Origin of the sequence: Mesorhizobium sp. J8 (genome assembly GCF_016591715.1) — a bacterium.
In the GTDB taxonomy this organism is placed as follows: Bacteria; Pseudomonadota; Alphaproteobacteria; order Rhizobiales; family Rhizobiaceae; genus Mesorhizobium.
Map to the genome: position 1 here is coordinate 6,180,842 of NZ_AP024109.1, position 21,084 is coordinate 6,201,925.

General features: G+C 64.3%; 24 protein-coding genes and 1 tRNA gene. 14 read left to right on the forward strand and 11 right to left on the reverse strand.

What is annotated here, in order from left to right; all coding sequences use genetic code 11:
• Window positions 1-70 precede the first annotated feature (70 nt).
• From MJ8_RS29545 to MJ8_RS29560, 4 genes are all read right to left on the reverse strand, one after another.
• Window positions 71-292, reverse strand: coding sequence for a hypothetical protein (locus MJ8_RS29545; RefSeq protein WP_201412091.1), 222 nt, complete (start codon window positions 290-292; stop codon window positions 71-73).
• A 145-nt stretch (window positions 293-437) separates the two neighbouring features.
• Window positions 438-860, reverse strand: a complete 423-nt coding sequence (gene mscL, locus MJ8_RS29550) for a large conductance mechanosensitive channel protein MscL (RefSeq protein WP_201412092.1) — start codon at window positions 858-860, stop codon at window positions 438-440.
• A 137-nt stretch (window positions 861-997) separates the two neighbouring features.
• Window positions 998-1,339: a DUF2853 family protein gene (locus tag MJ8_RS29555; protein WP_201412093.1), complete on the reverse strand. Its 342-nt coding sequence runs from the start codon at window positions 1,337-1,339 to the stop codon at window positions 998-1,000.
• A gap of 101 nt (window positions 1,340-1,440) precedes the next feature.
• Window positions 1,441-1,791 (reverse strand): YidB family protein, encoded by a 351-nt coding sequence (locus MJ8_RS29560; protein WP_201412094.1) that lies wholly within the window; start codon window positions 1,789-1,791, stop codon window positions 1,441-1,443.
• Window positions 1,792-2,179: 388 nt separating this feature from the next.
• On the opposite strand from MJ8_RS29560, the gene MJ8_RS29565 reads away from it, so the two are divergent.
• From MJ8_RS29565 to MJ8_RS29575, 3 genes are read left to right on the forward strand one after another with little or no spacing between them, the layout of a single operon-like run.
• Window positions 2,180-2,533, forward strand: a complete 354-nt coding sequence (locus MJ8_RS29565; RefSeq protein ID WP_201412095.1) for a hypothetical protein — start codon at window positions 2,180-2,182, stop codon at window positions 2,531-2,533.
• A 1-nt stretch (window position 2,534) separates the two neighbouring features.
• Window positions 2,535-4,403 carry an OmpA family protein gene (locus MJ8_RS29570; protein ID WP_201412096.1) on the forward strand — a complete coding sequence of 623 codons (1,869 nt, stop codon included), beginning with the start codon at window positions 2,535-2,537 and terminating at the stop codon, window positions 4,401-4,403.
• On the forward strand, window positions 4,403-4,909 hold the full coding sequence (locus MJ8_RS29575; RefSeq protein ID WP_201412097.1) for an ADP-ribosylation factor-like protein: 507 nt from the start codon (window positions 4,403-4,405) through the stop codon (window positions 4,907-4,909). Before MJ8_RS29570 ends, MJ8_RS29575 begins: the two co-directional genes overlap by 1 nt.
• A 29-nt stretch (window positions 4,910-4,938) precedes the next feature.
• Here MJ8_RS29575 and MJ8_RS29580 read toward each other — a convergent pair.
• The 3 genes from MJ8_RS29580 to MJ8_RS29590 form a co-directional block, all read right to left on the reverse strand.
• Window positions 4,939-5,013 (reverse strand) — tRNA-Glu (locus tag MJ8_RS29580).
• A gap of 84 nt (window positions 5,014-5,097) precedes the next feature.
• Window positions 5,098-5,511: a VOC family protein gene (locus MJ8_RS29585; protein ID WP_201412098.1), complete on the reverse strand. Its 414-nt coding sequence runs from the start codon at window positions 5,509-5,511 to the stop codon at window positions 5,098-5,100.
• A complete protein-coding gene (locus MJ8_RS29590; RefSeq protein WP_201412099.1) occupies window positions 5,508-5,891 on the reverse strand; it encodes a fimbrial protein in 384 nt (127 codons plus the stop codon). The genes MJ8_RS29585 and MJ8_RS29590 overlap by 4 nt, the downstream gene beginning before the upstream one ends.
• Before the next feature lie 26 nt (window positions 5,892-5,917).
• Here MJ8_RS29590 and MJ8_RS29595 point away from each other — a divergent pair, with 26 nt between their 5' ends.
• Together MJ8_RS29595 and rpoH are read left to right on the forward strand one after the other, a co-directional pair.
• Entirely contained in the window at window positions 5,918-6,982 is a 1,065-nt protein-coding gene (locus tag MJ8_RS29595; RefSeq protein ID WP_201412100.1) for an RluA family pseudouridine synthase, read from the forward strand.
• A gap of 215 nt (window positions 6,983-7,197) precedes the next feature.
• Complete coding sequence (gene rpoH / locus MJ8_RS29600; protein ID WP_201412101.1) at window positions 7,198-8,109, forward strand: RNA polymerase sigma factor RpoH; 912 nt, start codon at window positions 7,198-7,200, stop codon at window positions 8,107-8,109.
• Between the two features lie 257 nt (window positions 8,110-8,366).
• Here rpoH and MJ8_RS29605 read toward each other — a convergent pair whose 3' ends face one another.
• From MJ8_RS29605 to MJ8_RS29615, 3 genes are all read right to left on the reverse strand, one after another.
• The gene (locus tag MJ8_RS29605; RefSeq protein WP_201412102.1) at window positions 8,367-9,026 is read right to left on the reverse strand and encodes a peroxiredoxin; all 660 of its coding nucleotides are present in this window, start codon (window positions 9,024-9,026) and stop codon (window positions 8,367-8,369) included.
• 197 nt (window positions 9,027-9,223) lie between these two features.
• Complete coding sequence (locus MJ8_RS29610; RefSeq protein ID WP_140755654.1) at window positions 9,224-9,589, reverse strand: cell division protein ZapA; 366 nt, start codon at window positions 9,587-9,589, stop codon at window positions 9,224-9,226.
• Window positions 9,590-9,593: 4 nt separating this feature from the next.
• Entirely contained in the window at window positions 9,594-9,866 is a 273-nt protein-coding gene (locus MJ8_RS29615) for a DUF4164 domain-containing protein (RefSeq protein WP_023763725.1), read from the reverse strand.
• A gap of 260 nt (window positions 9,867-10,126) precedes the next feature.
• Between MJ8_RS29615 and tkt the strand changes: the two genes are divergently transcribed.
• The 7 genes from tkt (at window position 10,127) to MJ8_RS29650 (ending at window position 19,459) form a co-directional block, all read left to right on the forward strand.
• Window positions 10,127-12,118, forward strand: coding sequence for a transketolase (gene tkt, locus MJ8_RS29620; RefSeq protein ID WP_201412103.1), 1,992 nt, complete (start codon window positions 10,127-10,129; stop codon window positions 12,116-12,118).
• 155 nt (window positions 12,119-12,273) lie between these two features.
• The gene (gap, locus tag MJ8_RS29625; protein WP_201412104.1) at window positions 12,274-13,284 is read left to right on the forward strand and encodes a type I glyceraldehyde-3-phosphate dehydrogenase; all 1,011 of its coding nucleotides are present in this window, start codon (window positions 12,274-12,276) and stop codon (window positions 13,282-13,284) included.
• Between the two features lie 156 nt (window positions 13,285-13,440).
• On the forward strand, window positions 13,441-15,330 hold the full coding sequence (locus MJ8_RS29630) for a potassium/proton antiporter (RefSeq protein WP_201412105.1): 1,890 nt from the start codon (window positions 13,441-13,443) through the stop codon (window positions 15,328-15,330).
• A gap of 105 nt (window positions 15,331-15,435) precedes the next feature.
• Window positions 15,436-16,632 (forward strand): phosphoglycerate kinase, encoded by a 1,197-nt coding sequence (locus MJ8_RS29635; RefSeq protein ID WP_201412106.1) that lies wholly within the window; start codon window positions 15,436-15,438, stop codon window positions 16,630-16,632.
• Between the two features lie 116 nt (window positions 16,633-16,748).
• Window positions 16,749-17,774: a class I fructose-bisphosphate aldolase gene (locus MJ8_RS29640; RefSeq protein WP_201412107.1), complete on the forward strand. Its 1,026-nt coding sequence runs from the start codon at window positions 16,749-16,751 to the stop codon at window positions 17,772-17,774.
• Between the two features lie 154 nt (window positions 17,775-17,928).
• Entirely contained in the window at window positions 17,929-18,669 is a 741-nt protein-coding gene (locus MJ8_RS29645; RefSeq protein WP_201412108.1) for a DUF899 domain-containing protein, read from the forward strand.
• A 64-nt stretch (window positions 18,670-18,733) separates the two neighbouring features.
• Window positions 18,734-19,459, forward strand: a complete 726-nt coding sequence (locus tag MJ8_RS29650; RefSeq protein ID WP_201412109.1) for an SGNH/GDSL hydrolase family protein — start codon at window positions 18,734-18,736, stop codon at window positions 19,457-19,459.
• A gap of 15 nt (window positions 19,460-19,474) precedes the next feature.
• Here the strand turns inward: MJ8_RS29650 and MJ8_RS29655 are convergent, their stop codons facing one another.
• Complete coding sequence (locus MJ8_RS29655) at window positions 19,475-19,654, reverse strand: hypothetical protein (RefSeq protein ID WP_042641561.1); 180 nt, start codon at window positions 19,652-19,654, stop codon at window positions 19,475-19,477.
• Between the two features lie 187 nt (window positions 19,655-19,841).
• Between MJ8_RS29655 and MJ8_RS29660 the strand changes: the two genes are divergently transcribed.
• Both MJ8_RS29660 and MJ8_RS29665 read left to right on the forward strand, forming a co-directional pair.
• Window positions 19,842-20,006 carry a hypothetical protein gene (locus tag MJ8_RS29660; protein ID WP_095767353.1) on the forward strand — a complete coding sequence of 55 codons (165 nt, stop codon included), beginning with the start codon at window positions 19,842-19,844 and terminating at the stop codon, window positions 20,004-20,006.
• Window positions 20,007-20,361: 355 nt separating this feature from the next.
• Complete coding sequence (locus MJ8_RS29665) at window positions 20,362-21,081, forward strand: helix-turn-helix transcriptional regulator (RefSeq protein ID WP_127225314.1); 720 nt, start codon at window positions 20,362-20,364, stop codon at window positions 21,079-21,081.
• Window positions 21,082-21,084: the final 3 nt, after the last annotated feature.

Below are 21,084 nucleotides of genomic sequence, written 5' to 3' on the forward strand. Positions count from 1 at the left end.
GAGCCACGGGCAGTCTTGTTGCCTGAGTTCCTGCTCTTGTCGGCAGGTCGAGGGAGGCCGCGTCGACGCCTCACAGTAGTGCTTGGCGGCTACGTCTTTCGCGAAGCGCCAGTATGGTCAGAATCATTTCGGCGCTACCGATCGACAGCTCCGGCGCAAGCAGGGACAGGGGCGCGTGGAGTTGCATGGCGCCCATTTCGGCCAGTTGGGCCTTGACGGTCCGCATGGTCTCCTCGAGCCTCGTGAACAATCCGCAACGATCTTCATTGTTCGAGGCCTTGCCGATGGTCACGTGGGTGACCCCGTTGAAGGCAGAAATGCTGTGCCGGAGGATTTCCGCTGGTCGGCCGCGAAGGCTTGCGGACCGAAAAAACGAGGATAGACGTTGCAGAATCCGAGGCGGCCGGGCCAAGGCCCGACCGCATCGAACGATCCCGTTATTTCTTGGCGAGCAGGTCGCGGATTTCGGTCAAAAGCTGCACATCGGCCGGCGGCGGCGCGGCGGCGGGCGCCGGCTTCTCGCGTTCCAGCCGCTTGCGCAGATTGTTCACCGCCTTGACCATCAGGAAGATGATGAAGGCCAGGATCAGGAAATTCAGCACCACGGTGATGAAGGAGCCGTAGGCGAAGACGGCGCCTTCTTTCTTGGCCTCGGCCAGCGTGGCCGAATGGACGTTCGAGGACAGTCCGAAGAAGTAATTGTTGAAGTCCAGCCCACCGAAGATCGCGCCGACGATCGGCATGATGATGTCGTTGACGAGCGAATCGACGATCTTGGAGAAGGCCGCGCCGATGATGACGCCGACGGCCAAGTCCATCACATTGCCTTTGGAAATGAATTCCTGGAATTCTTTCAGCATCCCCATCTCCTCTTAGGGCGGCTCACCGTTTCACGAAAAACGGCGAACCGCCCTATCTCCTTGATTTGACGCAATTCCGGACGGAAACCGAACACAGTTTTCCCGGGATTGCTCTGCCCCATTTGCCATTTGCGCCGTCAGGCGAAGACGCTCTCGCGCCTGAAATGCTTGACGAGCAGATAGTAGAAGACCGCGCGATGTTTGTTGCGGTTGGTCCGGCCGTACTGGTCGATAACCCTGGCTAGCCCCGCATCCAGGCCGACATCGTCGGCCAGCCCCAGTCTTTTGACGAGGAAATTCTTCTTGACCCGTTCCAGTTCCTCCTTGTCCGAGGCCGAGACGGTGGATGCATCCTTGTCGTAGATCGCCGGGCCGCAGCCCTTCGTCACTTTCGTCAGGAGATCCATGTCCGCCGTAAGGCCGCACTTGACCCTCAGGTCCGCCGCATATTTGCTGATCAGTTCGTCTTGCTTGCTCACACGCTTGCCCTCGTTTTCCGGCCGGACAGCGATGTTGCCGTCGAGCCGCGCGGCCTGGTTGCCGCAAAGCCATGTCCGGATTGTCTTGCTGCCCGTAGGTGTCAGCTGTTGCGCGTCGCAAGCACGCCGTCGGGGCTAGCCTTGTCGACGGCGGCGGGCAGATGCTCAGCCAGGACGCCGGCCACCTGGTCCAGAGGAATCCCGAACTGGCTGGCCAGTTGCTGCAGGCGTTGGTCGCCAAGCGCCGCCTGGATCTCGTCGGGCGCGATCGGAAGATTTGCGGCGTTGGTGCTCAGCCATGATTCGACGCGGTCGCCGAGACCTGACTTCTGCAGCATGGCAAGCACGCCCTGGTAACCGCCGACGCTGGTCAGCGCATCGGCCAGGAGGTTTGAGCCTCCGCCCTGCTGCCCGCCCTGCAATGCGCTTTGCAGACTGTCCAAAAATCCCATCTGGGAACCTCCCGTCGAAAAATCACATCCGCCGTCGCGCAGCGTTCGGCGTGATGTATGCCGTTTCGCGGGATTGCGACACTTGACGAAGGTCAGGACCGAAGATGACGAAAGTCACATTCGGCGGCAGGCTGATCGCACTTACACCAGGCACCGTTCCTGGCGCGCTCGTTTCCGGTAAGGGACGGGTAAGCTCGATCCGACCCAGTTCGAAGGACGACTGGCGTGAGCCTCGTCATTGCGGTAGGTGACGATGGACAGGGCTGCGTAAATGCCACGCCAGACGTTCGAAAGCCCACGACGGCAATAAGTCGGTTGCCTGTCATACGAATTAGGATTTGATATAACGGTCGTCACAGTCAGTGAGCGCGAGAATCGAGGAAAGAAAATGAAAGCCGCCGAGCAAGCCGCAAAAGCCGCGGACAGAGCTGCCTCCGCCAATGGATCGGAAGCCACGATCCATGCCGAGGCCACGATCGATCAGGTTCGCAATCTCCTGTTCGGAGGCGCGCAGCGATCGCTCGAAAGCAATCTGGCCGATCTGCGCGAGGAGATGCAGGCCAGCATCAAGCAGCTCCAGGCGGACTTTGCGAAGGAGCTGGCGGCCCTGCAGGCCCACGTCCTGGAGCTCGAGCGGGAGACCGAGCAGAAGCGGCTCGCCTCGCAACGGGACATCGGCGCCGCGATTTCGGACCTTGGAGCAACCATCAGCGGGCTAGGGTCCGGCCGCGCGGGAAAGTAGCATGACGTCCGCCGCCGGCCAGAATCGTGAGATCGAGCAGCTTAGAAAACTGCTCTTTCAAACGGAGGCGGCGCGTCTCGAGGCCCTGGGAGCGGACGTCGCTCTGCTTCAGCAATATATCGGCAGCCCCGACCGACTGGAAATGGCGACAGCCGACATCCTCGTCGCCGCGCTGGAACGCGCCGAAGTCGTTCGGCCGCGCGAGCTGGCCAATGTCATCGCGCCGTCGGTGGTCTCCGCGATCCGTAGCGAGATCAGGAACTCGCGCGACCTCATGGTCGACGCCCTCTACCCGATCACCGGCCGGCTGGTCAGCGCGGCCGTGGCGAACGCCTTCAAGGAACTCGTCGCGCGGCTGGAGCAGCGCCTCAACGCGCTGACATCGACGGAGCTGTGGATCGGGCGCATCAAGTCGCTGGCGACGGGCCGTCCGATCAGCGAGTTCGTTCTGGCGAACGCCAGCCCGCCGCGCGTCAACCGGCTGCTGATGATCGAGCGCGGCAACGGACGCCTCGTCGCGGACTGGAAGCGCGACGAGACCTCCGACGAGCGGGCCGACCTGCTGAGCGCGATGGTGGCGGCGATCCTGGAGTTTTCCGTCCAGGCCCTGGCCGGCGAAGGCAATCTGCAGCAGCTCGATTTCGGCGGACGCGAGATCGTGCTTCGCGCTTCGCCCCGGTTCATTCTGGCGGCGGAATGCATCGGCCCCCTCCGTCCGGTCGACGGCGCCAGGATCAATTCGCTTTTCTTCGACACGATCGAGAGCATGGACGGCGGCTCGGACTGCGACGCCGCCACGCTGGCGTCGCTGGCCTCCTCCATCGAAGCCGATCCCGCCGCCGAGGCCAAACCGCGTCGGGGCGGAAAGGTCGCCCTGTTCGTGCTCGCGGCTCTCGTCGCCGCCGGGCTGGCATGGCTGGCCGGCGTCTATTTGACCCGCACGATGTTGGAGCGACGTACGAACGCCGCACTCCATGAACTGGTCGGCAGGGAGCCGCTGTTGGAAAACTTCCCGCTGCGGCTGGACTTTGACCATCGCGATCGCAGCGTCTCGGTCTCCGGCATAGAGCCAAGCGAGGTGCAGACGGCTCCGCTGATCGACGCCCTGGCCAAGGCCGCCGCGCCCTATCGGGTGGTCGGCCGAATCGGCGTCGTGCCGGGCATGGAACAGTCGGCGGCGCTGCGTGCCGATATCGACGCCCTGCGGCAGTCGGTGACCGGTCTCCAGGCGGGTATCGACGAAAACCGCCGGGCGATCGCCGAGCTGCAACAATCCCTTGCCGGCTTGCGCAAGTCCGCCGGCGAAACCGGCGAAGCGCTCGCCGGCCAGCAGCTGTCTCTCGCGGGCCTGCAGGCCCGTATCGATCAGACGCGCGGGCCGAGCCAGGAGGAGCTGCAATCCCTTGCCGGACTGCGGGCGGGTATCGACGAGATACACGCGGCGATGGCCGAGGAAGCAAAAGTCAGGAACCAGCAATACGAGGCGCTGCGGTCGATAGCCGACGGCCCCGCCGAGCGGCTCGATCGCTTCATGGCTTCGACCGCGATCTTCTTTGGCACGGCCGACGCATTCGCCGACGACAAGCAGGCCGAGCAACAAATCCGCGTTCTGGCCGGGCTTCTTGCCGGCAACGACCTGAGAATCCGGATTGTCGGCCACGCGGACGACACCGGGACGGAAACGATCAATCGCGTGGTTGCCCGCAAGAGGGCCGACCAGGTGGTACACAAATTGGTTTCGCTCGGAATCGAGCCGTCGCGATTGTTCGCGGTTTCACGCTCGTCGTCGATGCCGATTTCGGACGTACGGAGTGAAGGAAACCGGCGTGTCACCTTCGAAAACGTCTTTCAAGCCGAGCGCCTTCAGTGATGTTCAGCGCGAAGGTCATGCTGCTGGGTGACATGGGTGTGGGCAAGACCTCGATCATGTACCGCCTCGTGCATGATCGTTTCGACGGCGAATACAAATCCACGCTCGGCGTCGAGGTGCTGAGCTACGATGTTCCGGCCGATCCGCTTCGCGGGGGCGAGGCGGCGCGGCTCGTTCTGTGGGACACCGACGGCGATTTCGGCGCGCGTATTTTCGACACCGTTTATGTGACCGGCGCGTCGGCCGCGATCATCGTCTCGGACGTGACGCGCCCGCAAACGGTGACCCGCATGGTCGAGCTGGTCCGCAGCTTCGAGACGCGATTCCCGGGCAGGCCATACCGGGCGCTCGTGAACAAGATCGATCTCGCCGAGGCCCCCGGCAGCGCCGAAGAGGTCGGCCAGTTGCCGCGCTCGAGCGTCAAGTTCGTGAGCGCCAAGAGCGGCGAGGGTGTCGTGGATGCCTTTGCCGAACTCGCCGAAACGATACGGCGTCGGCAGCTGTAGCCGGTAAAAATCTGGTTTGTTCGATGTCTTGGTACGCCCAAGGGGAATCGAACCCCTGTTCCCGCCGTGAGAGGGCGGTGTCCTGACCGCTAGACGATGGGCGCGCTCAAGAACCGGCTACATAGGCTGGCGGCGGGGAAAAAGCAACTGGGGTTCTGGCGCCCGAAGCACTTTACGAAACGGCCGTGTCAGCCTTGCCGTTTTGGCTCGATCAGGTCCCAGAGATTGCCGTAGAGATCGGAAAAGACCGCCACCGTGCCATAGGCCTCGTGGCGCGGCGCCTCGCGGAATTCGACGCCCCTGCCGAGCATCGCCTGATGGTCGCGGGAAAAATCGTCGGTCTCTAGGAACAGGAACACCCGGCCGCCCGTCTGGTTGCCGATGCGGCTTGCCTGCTCTTCGCCGGAAGCTTCCGCCAGGAGCAGCCGTGCGCCTTGGCCGTTCGCCGGCGCGACGGTTACCCAGCGCTTGCCGCCGCCGAGGTCGAGATCCTCGATGAGCACGAAGCCGAGCCGCTCGACATACCAGGAAATCGCCTCGTCGTAATTGGCGACGACAAGCGCCACGGTCGCGACGCTGCGGCGTTCGGCAAAACCGCTCATTTGCTGCGAATCGCGAACTGGCCGATGATGCGGCGCTCGGCGATGTCGTAGACAAAGATCGACCGGCTGCCGTCGGCAAGCTCGGCGTCGATAGACAGGCGGTTGCCGGAGAGCGACTGGCTGATCACCTTGGCACCGACGGGAAGCACGATGTCGCCCGACGGCGGCGCGCCGGCCGGAGCCGGGATATCGCCGGCGGGCGCCGGTCCAGCCACCGGCGCGTTGCGGGCTTTGTAGACAAGCGCCCCGATCACCACCATAAGGGCGAGGAACAGAAGGCCGAGATTGACGATCATGAAGCGGACGAGCTTGCGGCGCACGTTCTCGGCCGCTGGGTCGAGCGGCTTTTCCTCATCTTCTTCGGCGATCGGCCGGGCCATGGCTAAACAATCCGCAACGGGTTTCGATGAGCGCTCATAACGAAGAGGCCCCGATATTGATAGAGGACGAATCGGCGGACGAGGATTCCGGCGAAGCCGTCGTGCTTGGAGCCGGTGCGGACGCCGCCGGCCAGCGCCTCGACCAGTGGCTCGCCGCCCGGCTCGGGCCGGAGCTGTCGCGCAGCCGCGTGCAGGCGCTGATCAAACAGGGCGCGGTCTCCATCGCCGGCAAGGCGGTGCTGGAAGCCAAGCGCAAGCTGACGGCCGGCGATCGGATCGAAATCCTGGTGCCCGCGCCCGAGCCGGCCGCGCCGCAGGGTGAGGACATCCCCCTCGACATCCTCTACGAGGATGACGAGCTGATCGTCATCAACAAGCCGGCGGGGCTGGTCGTCCATCCTGGCGCCGGCAACTGGACCGGCACGCTGGTCAACGCGCTGATCCACCATTGCGGCGACAGCATCTCCGGTATCGGCGGCGTCAAACGGCCGGGCATCGTCCATCGGCTGGACAAGGAAACCAGCGGCGTCATGGTCGTGGCCAAGACCGACCGCGCCCACAAGGCCCTGTCGGAGGCTTTTGCCGACCATGGCCGCGCCGGCGATCTCGAGCGCGCCTATCTGGCGCTGGTTTGGGGCATTCCGCAGCGGCCGACCGGCACGATCGACGCCGCCTTGGGCCGCGCCGCCGACCGCGTGCGCCGCGCGGTGGTGCCGGAAAGCCGCGACGACGCCCGCCATGCCGTCACCCATTTCTCGGTCGTCGAGCGCTTCGGCGAGGAGCAGCGGGCCTTTGCCACCGCAAGCCTGGTCGAATGCCGGCTCGAAACCGGCCGCACCCATCAGATCCGCGTCCACATGGCCCATATCGGCCATCCGGTTGTCGGCGACCCGGACTACGGCCAGGCCTTCCGCACCAAGGCCAACCGGCTGCCCGAACCCCTGAAAACCAAGGTCAAAGCCTTTCCCCGACAGGCACTGCACGCCTGGCTCCTTGAATTCCGGCACCCGACCACCCATCTAACGATGAGGTTCGAAGCGCCGATGCCTGGAGACATGGAGGAACTCGTCGGCGACTTCAGGAGACTCTGATTCCACCCGCCACCAACAAGCTGCAAACCAGCCATCAAAAAACCTGACTGGCGTTGTTCACTTCAGCGTGACAGACTGTTTAGCGTTGAACAAATGCCTGTCTTTTCTGGTTTTGTTCCTATATACACAGGTTGTCGCGGATGAGCCTTTGGCATCCGTGACGAGTGCCCGCCACGTTTCGGGGGCATCCACTCCAAAGAGAGAGGGGCGCTATCATGGCCCAATCATTACCCAGTATCGTTTCCGGTGAAGGCGGTCTCGCCCGTTACCTGGAAGAAATCCGCCGCTTTCCGATGCTTCAGCCGCAGGAAGAGTACATGCTCGCGAAACGCTACGCCGAGCATCAGGACACTTCGGCTGCCCACAAGCTCGTCACCAGCCATTTGCGGCTCGTCGCCAAGATCGCCATGGGCTATCGCGGCTACGGCCTGCCGATCGGCGAGGTGATCTCGGAAGGCAATGTCGGCCTCATGCAGGCCGTGAAGAAATTCGAACCGGAGCGTGGTTTCCGGCTCGCCACCTATGCCATGTGGTGGATCAAGGCCTCGATCCAGGAATACATCCTGCGCTCGTGGAGCCTGGTCAAGATGGGCACCACCGCCAACCAGAAGCGTCTGTTCTTCAACCTCCGCAAGGTGAAGGGCAAGATCCAGGCGCTCGACGAAGGCGACTTGAAGCCCGACCAGATCGCCGAGATCGCCACCCGCCTCAACGTTTCCGAGGCCGAAGTGGTGTCGATGAACCGCCGCCTGTCGGGCGACGCTTCGCTCAACGCCCCGATCCGGGCGAGCGAAGGCGAGTCCGGCGAATGGCAGGACTGGCTGGTCGACGACCACGAAAGCCAGGAAGAGATGCTGATCGAACAGGACGAGCTGGAAAACCGGCGCGCCATGCTGTCGGGCGCCCTGTCGGTCCTCAACGACCGCGAGCGGCGCATCTTCGAGGCGCGTCGCCTCGCCGAAGAGCCGCTGACGCTGGAGGAACTCTCGGCCGAGTTCGACATCAGCCGCGAGCGCGTGCGCCAGATCGAGGTGCGCGCCTTCGAGAAGGTACAGGACGCGGTCAAGGCCGCCGCCAAGCGCCAGACCCAGGCGCTGCGCACCATCGAAGCGCAGCCGGCGGCTTGATCACGCCGATATCGAAAAGAAAGAGGCGGCGCTTCGGCGCCGCCTTTTTTGTTGGCGAAAGTGGTGGCGCGCTCCTTTCTCCCCGTCACTATACGGGGAGAAATGTCCGGCAGGACAATGAGGGGCAGCGCCGACGCTGCGAGGTTTTCTCTCAGAACCATCCGATGAGGCTTGCGGCGCTATCGCGTCGAACCGCCGCGCCGCCCCTCATCCGCCCTTCGGGGCACCTTCTCCCCGTGAACGGGGAGAAGGAAAAATCATGCCGAGGGCTGCTTGGTCTTCCTGAGATAAGGCAGCACCGTCTCATACGCTCCGAAGCGCTTGATCGCGTCCTCGTTCGAGACAGCGGCGGTGATGATCACGTCGTCGCCCTGCTTCCAGTTCGCCGGCGTCGCCACTTGGTGTTTTGCGGTCAGCTGGATGGAATCGATGACGCGCAGGATCTCGTCGAAGTTGCGGCCCGTGGTCATCGGATAGGTCAGGACCAGCTTGATCTTCTTGTCTGGGCCGATGACATAGACCGAACGCACGGTGGCGTTGTCGGCCGGCGTGCGGCCCTCCGAGCTCTCGCCGGCGCCCGCAGGCAGCATCTCGTAGAGCTTGGCGACCTTGAGATCCTTGTCGCCGATCAGCGGATAGTTCACCGTATGGCCGGTCGCGGTCTTGATGTCCGCCTGCCACTTGTCGTGGCTCGACACCGGATCGACCGAGATGCCGATGATCTTGACGTTGCGCTTTTTGAACTCGCCTTCCAGCCCTGCCATGGTGCCGAGCTCGGTGGTGCAGACCGGCGTGAAGTTCTTCGGATGGCTGAACAGCACCGCCCAGCCGTCGCCGATCCAGTCGTGGAACTTGATGGTGCCCTGCGTGGTCTCGGCCGTGAAATCCGGCGCGACATCGTTGATACGAAGACTCATGACGTGCTCCCTACCCTTGTGACATACCGCCGGCATGGGCCAACCCATCGGCGTGGGTCAGTCTTGTATACTGCCGCACGGTCCGGTTCAAAAGGCTTGTGGCTGCAAGCGTGATCGGGAGAGCGGAAAAATTTCGTCTTTTCCTGGAAAAGGCAGGCGGAATTTCCGCGACGAGAGTTGGGGCCGGATGGCGCGGCTTAAGCCTTCTTTATCGCCAGCGTCGCGGTGAGATCTTCCATGCGCTGCGCAAGCGCCGCGAGCGCGGTCGTGAGCACGCTGTCGCTCTTGTCGGCCTTGGTCAGCGCCTCGTCGCGCGTCTTGCGCAAGGTCAGCACCTCGCTCTCCATGCCCTTGACGCGCTTGGTGAGCTCTGAGAGCTCGTCCATCACCATGATGCCGGCCATGACGGTGAGCCGCTGGTCGCCGATCTCGCCGAAGGAATCCTTCAGATGCGAGACATAGCGGTCGAAGCGCTCTGCAAGGTCGATCAGATGCTCTTCCTGGCCCTCGTCGCAGGCCATCCGGTATTGCTTGCCGTCGATGGAAACCGTGACCTGTGCCATTGCCTTACCTGTCCAGAACCGCGCGGATGGTTTCCATGGCGGTCACCAGCCGCCGCGACACTTCCTTGTTGGCATCTTCCAGGCGCTCGGCGCGCGCCTCGGAATTGTCGAGCTCCTGCGCCAGGCGTGAACGGTCGGCGTTCATGCGCTGCACCTCGGCCTCGGCTTCCGAATAATCGCGCTCGTGCTCGAGCTTCGCCGCCACGGCGTTTTCCAGCCCTTCCATGGCCTTGCCCAGCCTGGCGATGACTTCCTTAAGGGTCGTTTCCCCGGTCATGGCCTTCGTCCTATGCCCTGCCCATCACCGAATCGCGCGCATTCAGAACGCGTTACCTCGGAAAGATTAGGCACCGGGTGAAGGGCGCGTCAACAAAGCTCTCGCGACTGTCCCCCGCTATCGCTAATGTAAGGCGCTCGATGCCATCACAAGCCCGGCAAAATCCGTCCCGATTTGTTGACTAAAAGGCCGTGCCTGCTATGTGTCGCGGCATCCTTTCCAAGGGTTCTCCCAGGCTCCAACCCACTTCCGGAGGAAGCATGACCTCGCGTGAACAACATGATCGGATGGCCAACGCGATCCGTTTCCTTTCCATGGACGCCGTCGAGAAGGCGAATTCCGGCCACCCCGGCCTGCCGATGGGCTGCGCCGACATCGCCACGGTTCTGTTCAGCCGTTTCCTGAAATTCGACGCCAAAGCGCCGCACTGGGCCGACCGCGACCGCTTCATCCTCTCGGCCGGCCACGGCTCGATGCTGCTCTATTCGCTCCTCTACCTCACCGGCTATGAGGACATGACGATCGACCAGATCAAGAATTTCCGCCAGCTCGGCTCCAAGACTGCGGGCCATCCCGAATACGGCCATGCCGCGGGCATCGAGACCACCACCGGTCCGCTCGGCCAGGGCCTTGCCAATTCGGTCGGCTTCGCGCTCGGCGAGCGCATCATGAACGCCGCCTTCGGCAATGACCTCGTCAACCATTACACCTATGTGCTGGCCGGCGACGGCTGCCTGATGGAAGGCGTCTCCCAGGAAGCCATCGCGCTGGCCGGGCATCTGAAGCTAAACAAGCTGATCGTCTTCTGGGACAACAACAACATCTCGATCGACGGCCCGGTCTCGCTGGCCGACAACACCGATCAGGTTGCCCGCTTCCAGGCTAGCGGTTGGAACGCCAGCCACATCGACGGCACCGATCCGGAAGCGATCGCCTACGCCATCGAGGCGGCGCGCCATTCCGACAAGCCGACGATGATCGCCTGCAAGACCACCATCGGCTTCGGCGCCCCGACCAAGGCCGGCACCAACAAGGCGCATGGCTCGCCGCTGGGCGCCGAGGAAATCGCCGGCGCTCGCAAGTTCTTCAACTGGGACTCGCCGGCCTTCGAGATCCCCGCCGACATCCTCGACGCCTGGCGCGCCGTGGGCAAGAACGGCGCCAAGGCGCGCGCCGATTGGGAAGGCCGGCTTGCCAAGGCCGAGCCGAAGCTAAAGGCCGAGTTCGAACGCCGCATCGCCGGCAAGCTGCCCTCCAACTTCGACGCTGTCATTGCCGACTACAAGAAGAAGCTGTCGGCCGACAAGCCGAAGGTCGCGACCCGCAAATCCTCCGAAATGGCCCTGGAAGTCATCAACGGCGCCGTGCCGGAAACCATCGGCGGCTCGGCCGACTTGACGGGCTCCAACAACACCAAGACCAGCCAGACCAAGAACATCACGCCCGACGATTACGGCCAGCGCTATGTCCATTACGGCATCCGCGAGCATGGCATGGCGGCGGCGATCAACGGTCTCACGCTGCATGGCGGCCTGATCGCCTATGGCGGCACTTTCCTGTGCTTCTCCGACTATGCCCGCCCCTCGATGCGCCTGGCCTCGCTGATGGGCATCCGTTCGATCTTCGTCATGACGCATGACTCGATCGGCCTCGGCGAGGACGGCCCGACCCACCAGCCGGTCGAGCATCTGGCAGCGCTGCGCGCCATCCCGAACCACAATGTCTTCCGTCCGGCCGACGCGGTCGAGACCGCGGAGTGCTGGCAGATCGCGCTGGAATCGGAAAAGACGCCCTCGACCCTGGCGCTGACCCGCCAGAACCTGCCGACCGTTCGCACCGAACATTCGGCGAAGAATCTCTCCAGCCAGGGCGCCTACGAGCTTGCCGCGGCAAACGGCGAGGCCGTGGTGACGATCTTCGCCACCGGCTCCGAGGTCGAGATCGCGCTCGGCGCGCGCGACCTCCTGGAAAAGCACGGCCATCCGACCCGCGTCGTATCGGTGCCCTGCTTCGAGCTGTTCGACCAGCAGAGCGAAGACTATCGCGCCAAGACCATCGGCAACGCCAAGGTGAAGGTCGCGATCGAGGCCGGCATCCGCCAGGGCTGGGATCACCTGATCGGTACCGACGGTATTTTTGTCGGCATGCACGGTTTTGGCGCCTCCGGCTCGATCGAGCAGCTCTATCCGCATTTCGGCATCACTGCCGAGGCCGCGGCCAAGGCGGTCGAAGCCCGCCTGCACGGCAAATAGGACTGGCCCGGGCCCGGCAGTGCCCCGATTGGCGGCTCTGCCGGGCTGGACCAACCTAATCGATTTAAATGCGACGTTCTGCGGCTGGATTCTTGCGCCTTCCGCCGCTATGAAGCTGTGGACCACCCGCTTTCCAGCCCCCAAGGGAGAGAACAATGACCGTCAGAGTTGCCATCAATGGATTTGGCCGCATCGGCCGCAACATCCTGCGCGCCATCCATGAATCCGGCCGCAAGGACATCGAGGTGGTCGCCGTCAACGACCTCGGCCCGGTCGAGACCAATGCGCATCTCCTGCGCTACGACAGCGTGCATGGCCGCTTCCCGCATGAGGTGACCGTCGATGGCGACCAGATCTCGGTCGGCAAGGAGAAGTTCAAGGTCACCGCGATCAAGGATCCGACCCAGTTGCCGTGGAAGGAACTCGGCATTGACATCGCGCTCGAATGCACGGGCATCTTCACCGCCCGCGACAAGGCCGCCGCGCATCTCACCGCCGGCGCCAAGCGTGTCATCGTCTCGGCCCCGGCCGAAGGCGCCGACCTCACCGTCGTCTACGGCATCAACCACGATAAGCTGACCAAGGACCACATCGTCATCTCGAACGCGTCCTGCACCACCAACTGCCTGGCGCCGCTGGCGGCCGTGCTGCACGAAACCGTCGGCATCGAGAAGGGCATGATGACGACGATCCACTCCTACACTGGCGACCAGCCGACGCTCGACACCATGCACAAGGATCTCTATCGCGCCCGCGCCGCCGCGCTGTCGCAGATTCCGACCTCGACGGGTGCCGCCAAGGCGATCGGCCTGGTGCTGCCCGACCTCAAGGGCAAGCTCGACGGCATCTCGATCCGCGTGCCGACCCCGAACGTGTCGGTCGTCGACTTCAAGTTCATCGCCAAGCGCTCGACCACCGCGCAGGAGATCAACGAAGCTTTGATCGCCGCCTCCAAGGGCAAGCTGAAGGGCATCCTTTCGGTCACCCACCACCCGAACGTGTCGATCGACTTCAACCACGATCCGCATTCCTCGATCGCGGCGCTCGACCAGACCAAGGTCATGGACGGCAACTTCGTTTCGGTCCTGTCGTGGTACGACAACGAATGGGGCTTCTCGAACCGCATGGGCGACACCGCCGTCGCCTTCGGCAAGACCATCGCCTGATCGAACGCCCGCTAAGCGGTTTGAAACGCCCGGCTTGACCGGGCGTTTTTTATTGGCCGCCGAGCCAAAAACCACGCTGTCGCCTTGCACTGGTCATGTCTTCGCCCCACTCTCCCGTAAATCGACCAATGAGAGGGACTTGAGGGGCGCTGGCGGATGGAGCATGCGATATATCTCGTGACGCTGGTCGGCACGGCGCTCATCGTCGCCGCCGCGTTTTCGAGCCTGATCGCCTTCCGCTTCGGCGCTCCCTTGCTGCTCCTCTTCCTCTGCATCGGCCTTGCCACCGGCGTCGACGGCCTCGGCATCGAATTCGACAACGCCCGCTTGGCTTATTTTGCCGGCTCACTGGCCCTGGCCATCATCCTGTTCGATTCCGGTTTCGGCACGCCGCTCAACGCGCTGCGTCAGGCGGCCGGACCGGCGCTGTCGCTGGCCACGATCGGCGTCATCCTCACCACCGGCATTTTTGGCGTGGCCGCCTATTATCTGCTCGGTCTCAACTGGCTGGAATCCTCGCTGCTCGGCGCGGCCGTCGCCTCGACCGATGCGGCGGCCGTGTTCTTCCTGCTGCGCGCCGGCGAAATCCATCTGCGCGAGCGTGTGCGTTCGACGCTCGAAGTGGAATCCGGCACCAACGACCCGATCGCCATCTTCCTCACCATCACTTTGGTCGAGATCATCGCCGCGCACGCCAACCCCGAAGCCAACGTGCTGGCCACCAACCTTCTGCTCGGCTTCCTCGCCAATATGGGGGTCGGCGCCATCGTCGGCGTGCTCGGCGGTTTCGGCATCGTCCGCCTCGTCGAGCGGCTGAACCTCGACCATGGACTGCTGCCGATCTTCGTGCTGACGCTCTCGCTGATGGTGTTCGCGGCAGCCGGCGCCATCGGCGGCTCGGGCTTCCTCGCCGTCTACCTTGCCGGGCTGATCGCCGGCAATTCCGACATCCGCGCCGTCACCATCCTGAAGCGCTTCCAGGACGGCATGTCGTGGCTGGCGCAGATCATCATGTTCCTGATCCTCGGCCTGTTCGCCACGCCCTCGCAGTTCCCGGCGATCCTGGTCCCGGCGGTCCTGCTCGGTCTGTTCCTGATCTTCGTGGCGCGGCCCTTGGCCGTCTGGCTCTGCCTGATCCCGTTCCGCCTGCCGCGCCCGGAGGTCGCCTTCGTCTCCTGGGTCGGCCTGCGCGGCGCGGTCTCGATCCTGCTTGCCATCACGCCGCTGCTCGGTGGGATCGAGCACGGCCGGCTGATCTTCAACGCCGCCTTCATCATCGTACTCGTGTCGCTGGTGGTGCAGGGCTGGACCGTCGGTCCGCTGGCACGGCGTCTTGGTCTGATCGTGCCGGCCCGTCTCGGGCCGCTGGACAAGGTCGAGCTCGAACTGCCGGGCTCGGCCCATCACGAGCTGCTTGCCTATCGCGTCGCGCCCGGCAGCCCGGTGGCGCGTGGCGAGCGCATCCCACGCTGGGCAAGGCCCTCGCTGGTGCTGCGCGACGGCCGCTCCATGCGCTTCCAGGACATGGGCCGGCTGGCAGCCGGCGATCAGGTCTACATCTTCGTGCCGGACCGCTACCCGCGCCTTCTCGACAAGCTTTTCGCCAGCCGCGCCGTGGTCGATCCGGAGGACGCCGACTTCTTCGGCGCCTTCGCCGTCGATCCTGCCCGCTCGGCCGCGGAGCTGGAAGCCGCTTATGCGCCGGGCCTGACGGAGGCCGAACAGAAGCTCACGGTCGCGGCGCTCGTTACCGAGCGGCTCGGCGGCCGCCCCGAATATGCCGACCGCGTGGTGATCGGCCCGATCGAGCTGATCGTGCGCGATGTCGACGAGAAAGGCAGGATCACCGGGCTCGGCCTGTCCTTCGAGCCGACCGCGCCGGTCGCGCGCGTGCCGGTCTTCCTGAGCGCCGGCGAGATCGCCGACCGCATAGCCGCCATGATCCGCAACTGGCGCAAGCCGGCGCAACAACAGGCGGCCGAGGGCGTGCCGATCGACACTCAGGGGCCGGCACCGGACGGGCAGAAGGCAACCGGGGAGGGCTGATGTCTCACGCCGACATCATTTTTGCGCGCCCGCCCTCCACGCAGCGCTTGCATCGTCCCCGGCGCCGGGTAAGGTCGCCGCGCTTTTTCGCGGAAAGGAACGACCATGGCCGGCTTCAAGACACTCGATGATATCGGCGCCGTCAGCGGCAAGCGGGTGCTGGTGCGCGTCGACCTCAACGTTCCCGTCGCCGACGGCAAGGTGACCGACGCCACCCGCATCGAGCGCATCGCGCCGACCATCGCCGAGCTCTCGAAAAAGGGGGCAAAGGTGATCCTGCTGGCGCATTTCGGCCGCCCGAAGGACGGTCCTTCGGCCGAGTTCTCGCTGGAGCCGATCGCCCGCGCGACAGCGGAAGTGCTCGGCCGCCCTGTCGGCTTCGCCGCCGACTGCGTCGGCGACAAGGCTGCCGAAGCGGTCGCGGCGATGAAGGACGGCGACGTCCTGCTGCTCGAAAACACCCGCTTCCACAAGGCCGAGGAAAAGAACGAGCCGGCCTTCACCGAGAAGCTCGCCGCCAATGGCGACATCTATGTCAATGACGCCTTTTCCGCCGCGCACCGGGCACATGCCTCCACCGAAGGCCTGGCGCGTCATTTGCCGGCCTATGCCGGCCGCACCATGCAGGCCGAACTCGACGCGTTGGAAAAGGGCCTCGGCAATCCGGTTCGGCCGGTCGTTGCCATCGTCGGCGGCGCCAAGGTCTCGACCAAGATCGACCTCCTGATGAACCTGGTGAAGAAGGTCGACGCGCTGGTGATCGGCGGCGGCATGGCCAACACCTTCCTGGCCGCGCGCGGCACCGATGTCGGCAAGTCGCTCTGCGAGCACGATCTTGCCGGCACAGCCAAGCAGATCATGATCGAGGCGGCGGAAGCCGGCTGCGCCATCGTCCTGCCCGCCGACGGCGTGGTGGCCAAGGAATTCAAGGCTGGTGCGGCGAGCGAGACCGTCGCCATCTCGGACGTGCCGGCCGACGGCATGATCCTCGATGTCGGCGCAAAGACCGTGCAGACCGTCAACGACTGGATCGACCGCGCCGCGACGCTGGTCTGGAACGGTCCGCTCGGCGCCTTCGAGATCGAGCCCTTCGACCGCGCCACGGTGGCGGCGGCAAAGCACGCCGCGGGCCGCACCAAGGCAGGCAAGCTGGTCTCGGTCGCCGGCGGCGGCGACACGGTGGCCGCGCTCAACCACGCCGGCGTCGCCGACGACTTCACCTATGTCTCGACCGCCGGCGGCGCCTTCCTCGAATGGATGGAAGGCAAGCCGCTGCCGGGCGTCGAGGTGCTGAAGCGGTAAACAATCCGAGACCGGCAAAGCCCGCGCGGCTTTCAATCGATTCTAACTTTCCGGCGTCATTCCTTTGGCGGTAGTCTTCTGCTAGCGCGGAACAAACGCAGCCTAGGAGAGCACCCATGAGTGAACGTCTCGAAGATATCGCCGCCGCGATGGTGAGCGGTGGCAAGGGCCTTTTGGCCGCCGATGAGAGCTCCGGCACGATCAAGAAGCGTTTTGACGTCATCGGCGTCGAGTCGACCGCCGACAACAGGCGCGACTATCGCGAGATGATGTTCCGCGCCTCCGACGCGATGTCCAAATACATCTCCGGCGTCATCCTCTATGACGAGACCATCCGCCAGAAGGCCGCCGACGGCACCCCGCTGGTCGACATCATCAAGGCCTCCGGCGCCATTCCCGGCATCAAGGTCGACCTCGGCGCCAAACCTCTTGCCGGCTTTCCCGGCGACACCATCACCGAGGGCCTGGACGGACTGCGCGAGCGGCTTGCCGACTATTACAAGCTCGGTGCCCGCTTCGCCAAATGGCGCGCGGTGATCGATATCGACACCGGCAAGGGCGTGCCCTCGGCCAATTCGATCGCCTCGAATACCCACGCGCTGGCCCGCTACGCCGCGCTCTGTCAGGAGGCCGGCATCGTGCCGATCGTCGAGCCGGAAGTGCTGATGGACGGCGCGCATTCGATCGATACCTGCTACGACGTCACCAAGGCGACGCTGGTCAAGCTCTATGACGAGCTCTACGCGGCGCACGTCGTGCTGGAAGGCTCGATTCTGAAGCCCAACATGGTCATCTCGGGCAAGAAGTCGGGCAAGACCGTCGCGCCCGAGGAAATCGCCGAGAAGACGATAAAGCTGTTCCGCGAAGTGGTGCCGGCGGCAGTGCCGGGCATCGCCTTCCTGTCCGGCGGCCAGGAGGACGAGGAGGCGACCGCCAACCTCAACGCCATCAACGCCATCGGCCCGCATCCGTGGAAGCTGACCTTCTCCTATGGCCGCGCGCTGCAGGCCGCGCCGCAGAAGGCATGGAGCGGCAAGGCCTCGAACGTCGCCGCCGGCCAGGCCGCCTTCACCCACCGCGCCCATATGAACCATCTTGCCGCGCTTGGGAAATGGCAGCCGGCGCTGGAAAAGGCCGCCTGAGGAATCTCTTCCAACAGCCACCAAGAACCCGGGCCAACGGCCCGGGTTTTGTTTTTTGCCGGCAGTGTTCCTACCTCATTCGATGAAACGGCGGCAGCGATGTCGGATCGCGCCGATGTCGAACGTCCTTGGCAGGAGAGGACAGGAGATGGTCATGCAACGCAATGCCGTGGTTTCGCGCGAGGACTGGTTCGAGGCGCACCGAAGGCACCTCGAGCGCGAGAAGGAGCTGACACGCTTCCGCGACCTCGTCGCCGCCGAGCGGCGGCAGTTGCCCTGGTTCAAGCTGCGCAAGGATTATGTCTTCGAGAGCGAAGCCGGGCCGAAGCGCCTGGCCGAGCTGTTCGCAGGCAAGAGCCAGCTCATCGTCTATCATTTCATGATGACGCCAGGCTGCGACCATCGCTGCGCGGGCTGCTCGTTCCTCGCCGACCATATCGACGGCGCCAACCAGCATCTGAAGCACCATGACGCCTCGCTGGTGGTCGTCTCGCGCGCGCCGCTGGCCGAGATCTTGCCTTACAAGCAGCGCATGGGATGGAAGTTCGACTGGATGTCGTCCTACGCCTCCGACTTCAATTTCGACCTGCAGGTCTCCTTCACCGACAAGCAGATCGCGGCGGGCGAGACCACCTACAATTTCGAGAAGCGGCCCTTGCGGTCGAAAGACCTGCCCGGCACCAGCATCTTCTATCGCAACGAATGCGGCGACATCTTCCTCACCTTCATATCGCGCGCCCGCGGCGGCGACGCGCTGATCGGCGCCTATCATTATCTCGACATGACGCCGAAGGGTCGCGACGAGACCGGCCCGTATCACAACCTGATGGACTGGGTGCGCCTCCACGACGAATACCAGGACAAGGGCGAGGACCGGCCCGACTGCTGCGCATGAGTGGCCTCGTTCACCTCGACCTGAACATGCGCTAAGGCTTCCCGCTGTTTTCAACGGATGTGCCATGCAGCGCCTGCTTGCCCTTCTCACCTGGCTCGCTTTCCCCGTCTATGTCTGGCAGGGGCTCGGCGTGCGCCGGCGCACCACGCGCATGCTGCCGGCGCGTGGGCCGGTCCTGCACGAAATACCGGGGCAGCCGCCGGCGATCGCGCTGCTGGTGCTGGGCGATTCCTCGGCAGCATCGGTCGGGATCGAACAATCCGAATACGGCCTTGCCGCGCAGCTTGCCGGCCTGATCGCGGAGCGAACCGGCCGGGCCGTGCACTGGCGCGCCGCCGGCTTCAATTCTGCGACCTCCGGCCAGATTCGCGACCATGTCCTGCCCAATTTGTCGGCCGATCCCTGGACGCATATCGTGCTGGCCATCGGCACCAACGACACCAAGAATTTTCGCTCCGTGCCGCGCTTCAAGAAGGAGTTCGGTGGCCTGCTCTACGGGTTGCGGGCCAAATGGCCGGAAGCGCGCGTGGTGTGGTCGCCGGTGCTGGAATTCACCCGCGCGCCTGCAATGCCGCCATTGCTGGGCCAGATTCTCGAAACCCGTGCCATGGAGATGAACCGCATGGGCGTGCGGCTCTGCAACGAGCGCGGCGCGATCGCAGCCACGCGCCTGCCGATCACCAATCCCGAAGCCGGCTTCGCGTCCGACGGCTTCCACGCTTCCGAAGCGGGCTACCGCGCCTGGGCCGAGCATCTGCTGGATTTTGTGCTGGGCGGCGAAGCATCGTGACCGGATCGGCCAAGCTTAAGCCCAGTGTCCAAGCACGGCGGCCAATGAGATTGCCGCCATCGCCAGCAGCGCCAGCTTCCAGAAATCGCCGCGCCGCTTCAGCCCCGGCCATCCCAGCGGCTTGATGACCTGGATCAGCATGATGCCGCAGATGACAAGGGCGAGCAGTTTCGTCATGCCGCCTTTGACCAGCATCGATGACGGCTGTCAAAGCTGTTCTTGAGGCGCCCTCCGGACGGAGTATTCCTGACGGAAACTGGGCTCATCCGAACCCTGCCAGAGGCGCCGCGCCGCCTTCTTCGGCACCCTGCCGACCTCCTGACAGACTGCTGTCAGGAGGGGTGTGCGATACTCTTCTCATCGAAAAGAGAGGAGTGAGGTCATGAACGGTTTTACCATTCTGCGCAGTGTGCAGCACTATGTCGGCAGGATTCGTACTGTGCGCAACGAGATCCGCACCCAGCGTTTCCTGAACACCTTGCCGGCTGACATCCGCAAGGACATCGGCTGGCCGGACCTTTATCAGGGCCGGGTGCGTGAAAACTGAAATTTTGCCGTCGCGACTTGGAGTGGGGCGCCGCCGCGCCCAGATGTAATGCGGCCAGTGATGTCGAGTTCATGGAAAGAAGGCTGTTCGGCGATGGTTCCGCCGTAACCTCCTGACAGTATGTTGTCAGGAGGTCTGCGGTAATTGGGACGGCTTCGATCCTGACAGTGGCGAACATGAACCGACGATCAGGAGTAATCCGCGTATGGTGAAAAGCTGGAGCGACAGATTGAACACGCCAGGCATCAAGCCGTGGCCGCACACGGTCGGCGATGTCGTTGAAGGCCAGTCGATGCTGGTACCGACCGCGCGCAAGCGCGAAGGGCTGAAGCCATAAACCCCGGGGGAGAGATCGATGCGCCGCGCCGACAGGCTTTTCCAGATCGTGCAGCATTTGCGGGGCGGCCGCCTGGTCACCGCGCAGAAGCTCGGCACGTGGCTCGAGGTTTCCGAGCGCACCATTTACCGCGACATAGCCGACCTGCAGTCGACCGGCGTGCCGATCGACGGCGAAGCGGGCGTTGGCTACATGATGAGGGAGGGTTTCGACCTTCCGCCGCTGATGTTCACGCGTGACGAGATCGTGGCGCTGGTGGCCGGCGCGCGCATGGTGCGCGCGTTTGGGGGCGCGGCGATGGCAAGGGCCGCCGACGAGGCGCTGGTCAAGATCGGCGCGGTGCTGCCCGACACCGAGAAGGACCGCATCGCCCGCACCGAGATCCACACGCCGATGTGGGTGGTGAGCGACGCCGCGCGCGAGGCGATCGACCTGATCGAGCGCGCCGTCGAGAAACGCCAGGTGCTGACGATCGACTATTCCGATGAGGCCGGCCGCAGCACCGCGCGCGACATCAGGCCGCTCGGCCTGTGGTTCTGGGGCAAAGTCTGGACCCTGGTCGCCTGGTGCGAGATGCGCGACGATTTCCGCGCCTTCCGCATCGACCGCATCGCCTCGGTCGTTATCGCCGGCCGCATCTTCAAGCCGGAGCGCGGCAAGCAGCTTGCCGATTTCTACCGCGCCGTCGAGCGCTCGGAGGATTACGGCATGGCGCCCGACCGCGCCGCGCGGACGTGACTT